Origin of the sequence: Shewanella sp. 11B5, assembly GCF_002836795.1 — a bacterium.
GTDB lineage: Bacteria > Pseudomonadota > Gammaproteobacteria > Enterobacterales > Shewanellaceae > Shewanella > Shewanella frigidimarina.
This window is the reverse complement of the sequence record NZ_PJAP01000861.1, coordinates 1-3,518: the sequence shown is the minus strand read 5'-3', so window position 1 is coordinate 3,518 and position 3,518 is coordinate 1. Positions and strand designations below refer to the sequence as shown.

At 41.2% G+C, this 3,518-nt stretch carries 3 protein-coding genes and 1 pseudogene; all 4 read right to left on the bottom strand.

What is annotated here, in order from left to right; all coding sequences use genetic code 11:
• Window positions 1-588, bottom strand: a pseudogene (locus CXF78_RS17295) (NAD-dependent malic enzyme); the annotation flags it as partial.
• A 286-nt stretch (window positions 589-874) separates the two neighbouring features.
• A complete protein-coding gene (locus CXF78_RS17290) occupies window positions 875-1,339 on the bottom strand; it encodes a YehS family protein (protein ID WP_011636310.1) in 465 nt (154 codons plus the stop codon).
• Window positions 1,340-1,577: 238 nt separating this feature from the next.
• Complete coding sequence (locus CXF78_RS17285) at window positions 1,578-2,843, bottom strand: Nramp family divalent metal transporter (RefSeq protein ID WP_011636311.1); 1,266 nt, start codon at window positions 2,841-2,843, stop codon at window positions 1,578-1,580.
• A gap of 12 nt (window positions 2,844-2,855) precedes the next feature.
• Window positions 2,856-3,395 (bottom strand): PH domain-containing protein, encoded by a 540-nt coding sequence (locus CXF78_RS17280; protein ID WP_011636312.1) that lies wholly within the window; start codon window positions 3,393-3,395, stop codon window positions 2,856-2,858.
• Window positions 3,396-3,518: the final 123 nt, after the last annotated feature.

Below are 3,518 nucleotides of genomic sequence, written 5' to 3'. Positions count from 1 at the left end.
AGTACCAACATCTAACGTCACAGCAAGACAATACGCCGGGCTTATGCCACCACAACTAGTGTATAGCGATAATTTACCAATTGGGATCCCCATACCGCCTATGCCTTGGTCGCCTAAACCGAGAATACGTTCTCCGTCTGTCACCACGATGACTTTGACTTTATGGCGAGTCGAGTTATTTAAAATATCATCAATGCGATCTTTGTTAGGATACGAAATGAATAAGCCACGATTACGACGGTAATTTTTAGAGAAGCGTTCACAGGCTAAGCCGACTGTAGGCGTGTAGATAATCGGCATCATTTCACTGATGTTATTACGCACTAAACGATAAAATAAGGTTTCGTTAGTATCCTGAATATTGCGCAAATAAATGTGCTTATCGAGATCATTGGTGAAGTTTTTAAATTGTGCGTAAGCGCGAGCGGCTTGCTCATCAATGGTTTCAATTACCCAAGGAATGAGGCCTTCGAGGTTGAAATAAATTCGTTCTTCTTCACTAAATGCACTGCCTTTATTAAGCAGAGGTGATTCAAGAATCGCTGGGCCGGCAAAAGGAAGATAGAGGGGGCGTTTGTTATCGTCCATGGGGAACCTTAATGTGTTAGATCCAGTTAGATCGTTATTAGAATAGGGCTGGTTTTTTTTATGATTGTAGATTATCACGTCTGATCTTTTTTGTGGTCTGTTAAGTGAGTAAAATCACATTATTGTTAGGTACTTCTACTCATCACTTACTATTGTGTCATTACTATGTGAACAATCGCATGGTGTAAATGCAAAATTATTATTGTTTAAATGTAAACGCCATAAACAAAAATGCGCAGCCTAAGCTACGCATTAATAAAGTATTATCTCAACATCCTAACGAATATTACTTACCGCGATGTTTGATTGATAAACCTTTAACGAAGTTTCTTAACACCTGGTCGCCACAAGGTTTATAGTTTTTATGGTCAGGGTTACGGAATAGCGCACCTAGTTCAGATTTAGTCATTGAAAAATCTGCTAAAGCTAATGCGGCAATAATATCTTCTTCACGCATTTCTAGCGCTACGCGTAATTTTTTGAATATAAGATTATTAGTCAGTTGCTTTAAAGGCACTGGTACTTCAGCTCCAGGCTTTAAACCACGATTTTGAATGATCAAACCATCTAAGAATTGGCACATTAATGTGTCATTACACGCTTGATAACCTTCTTCTTCCTCTTTTTTCAACAGCGCAATAATTTGCTCTGAAGACATGTCTACTTTGGCTTGGCTGAAAATGTTAATCATTTTGGCATTTGAATAGTCAAACACAAAGCGAATACGGCGAAGAATATCATTGTTAATCATAAGGTTCTCTGGCGCGGCTGCGCATAAATGGTTTAGGTCAGTTGACGAAACACTATTATAGCGGGTAATCACTGATTAGTCAGATTAATCCTGCTTGAGCTGCAATCGATTTCTAACGCAGCTAGTGTCGCTTCGCTGCTAGGGCGAGCTTCGGCCTGCTAGTGTCGCTTCGCTGTTAGGCTGTTGATTTTATAGGATCTAGCCGCGTAGCGTCCTAGCCTCTAGGCTTTTAGTGAGATTATTTTGTGAAATACCAATAAATAAACAAGATAGCGAAGCTAACTAAATACAATAAACCAATCCAAGACAACCCAACCATCACACGGCCATAACGATGTTTTTTAGCCAAGGTGTTACTTGTCATTAAACGGAAGTTAAGCCATGCAAAAATAACGGTAGTCATAAAGGCAAGGATCATCACAAATTCAAGCAGCGGTAATAAGGCGCCTTTAAAGAATAAAATGAGTAATAAACCAAGCGCGCTGATCCCGAGCATCACCTGGGTTAAATAACTGCGTGGTGACGTGTTGTGAGACAGTAATCGCCAGCCCATATCAAGTGTGCGACTGTAGCCATCTATCACGGTAACCGTGGTACTAAATATACATAAAAATGCAACAATCCCAATTAGATAGCGGCTTTCATTGCCCATGACTTGGCTATAAAGGGTGATCAATTGTGAGGCAAATACCGCACCTGAGTCTGAAAAACGCTCGCCACTGCCGTGCATCACTAATGCGCCTAACGCTAAAAATACAATCGCCAGTAATGCCGTGGTGACATAGCCTAGATTAAAATCAAAAATAGCCTGCTTGGCAGTTACCGTTTGGGTTTTACGTTTTTCTATTAACCATAACGAGTTCCAAGTACTTACCTCTATCGGAGCTGGCATCCAACCCATCATAGCTACTAAAAAACCGACGTATGCCCATTGCCAAGGAGATTCACTGACCACTGGAGTGCCGAATCCGCTATAACGATTGAAGGCTAATGCCACGGCGACTAAGGTGGTTAGCGTAAGAGCCAACATGATAATTTTAGTCATTTTATCAAGCAGTTTGTAGTGGCCGAAAATTAATAATGCTAATGAGCTGGCCAATACAATCAGCGCTAATACGTCAATTGATAGCGGAATAAACTGGGTTAACATTGCCGCCGTTAACATACATACCCCAGCCGTACTGGCAATGGCGGCAATAACATTAAGCCCAGTAAACAGCATCAAATACCCGCGCCCTTGCTTTTGATAACCGTGCAATAAACTCTCATCAGTTGCTGCGGTGTAGCGAGCGCCAGCCGCGAAGAAAGGATACTTAACGATATTGACTAATAAAATGAGCCACGCCAGTTGCCAACCAAATTCGGCACCTGCTCGAGTTGAGGCCACTAGGTGAGAAGCGCCAATCGCGGCGGCGGCCATTAAGATTCCTGGTCCTGTGGCTTTAAACAGTGTGCTAACACGAGAGACCCACGGTAAGGCTGATGCAGTTTGTTGATTAAGCATGTTAAAAAAGACCTAGTTTGATTGTTTAGCGGTTAATGATTGTTCTATTCGCAATAAGGTGGCGTTCATTTGTTGTAGATTGTCGAGGATTAATACATCGGTATTTGGACGAGCTGATGCGCTGTTTTGCCGTTCACTGAGTTGTGTTTTTTGTGCCAGTACTTGTGCTCTAAAATCGACTACATTTATGACGCCAATTAAGCTAATTAACGCCCCAGCGCCAGATTGCCCGGCGGTTTCTACGGTAAGTTTATGAATGCCAAACATGCGCATAATGGGACCTTGGATAAGTGCCATATCGGTGATTTTATCCAATGGAACGGTATTTTCTGTTCGAGTAAACAACCCTTTGCGGACGATGAGTTTTTGCTCGGTTAATTCAGCACTCATGTTATTGATGTAACGCTTTGTCGCCAGTAATCCTAGGGGAAACCATAATAATAACAATGGAATACCAACGACACTTAGGAAAAGAAATACGCTGCCAGACAATAACCAGTACAGACCTAGGTTTGCATGAAAGTGGGCACTAACTAGGGTTTTGTCACTCATTTGATCTCCATATCAAAAGCTTTTAAATTCACTTTTTTTAAGTATTTATTCTTGTGTAAGTAACTAGTTACATTTACATTACTGGCTTGTGTTGACTTTGTTAAGAAATAACTTAACTTGGTT

Excerpts from the sequence above, each read along its gene's own strand:
- CXF78_RS17280 (WP_011636312.1), bottom strand. The coding sequence starts at position 3,395 with ATGAGTGACAAAACCCTAGTTAGTGCCCACTTTCATGCAAACCTAGGT.
- CXF78_RS17285 (WP_011636311.1), bottom strand. The coding sequence starts at position 2,843 with ATGCTTAATCAACAAACTGCATCAGCCTTACCGTGGGTCTCTCGTGTT.
- CXF78_RS17290 (WP_011636310.1), bottom strand. The coding sequence starts at position 1,339 with ATGATTAACAATGATATTCTTCGCCGTATTCGCTTTGTGTTTGACTAT.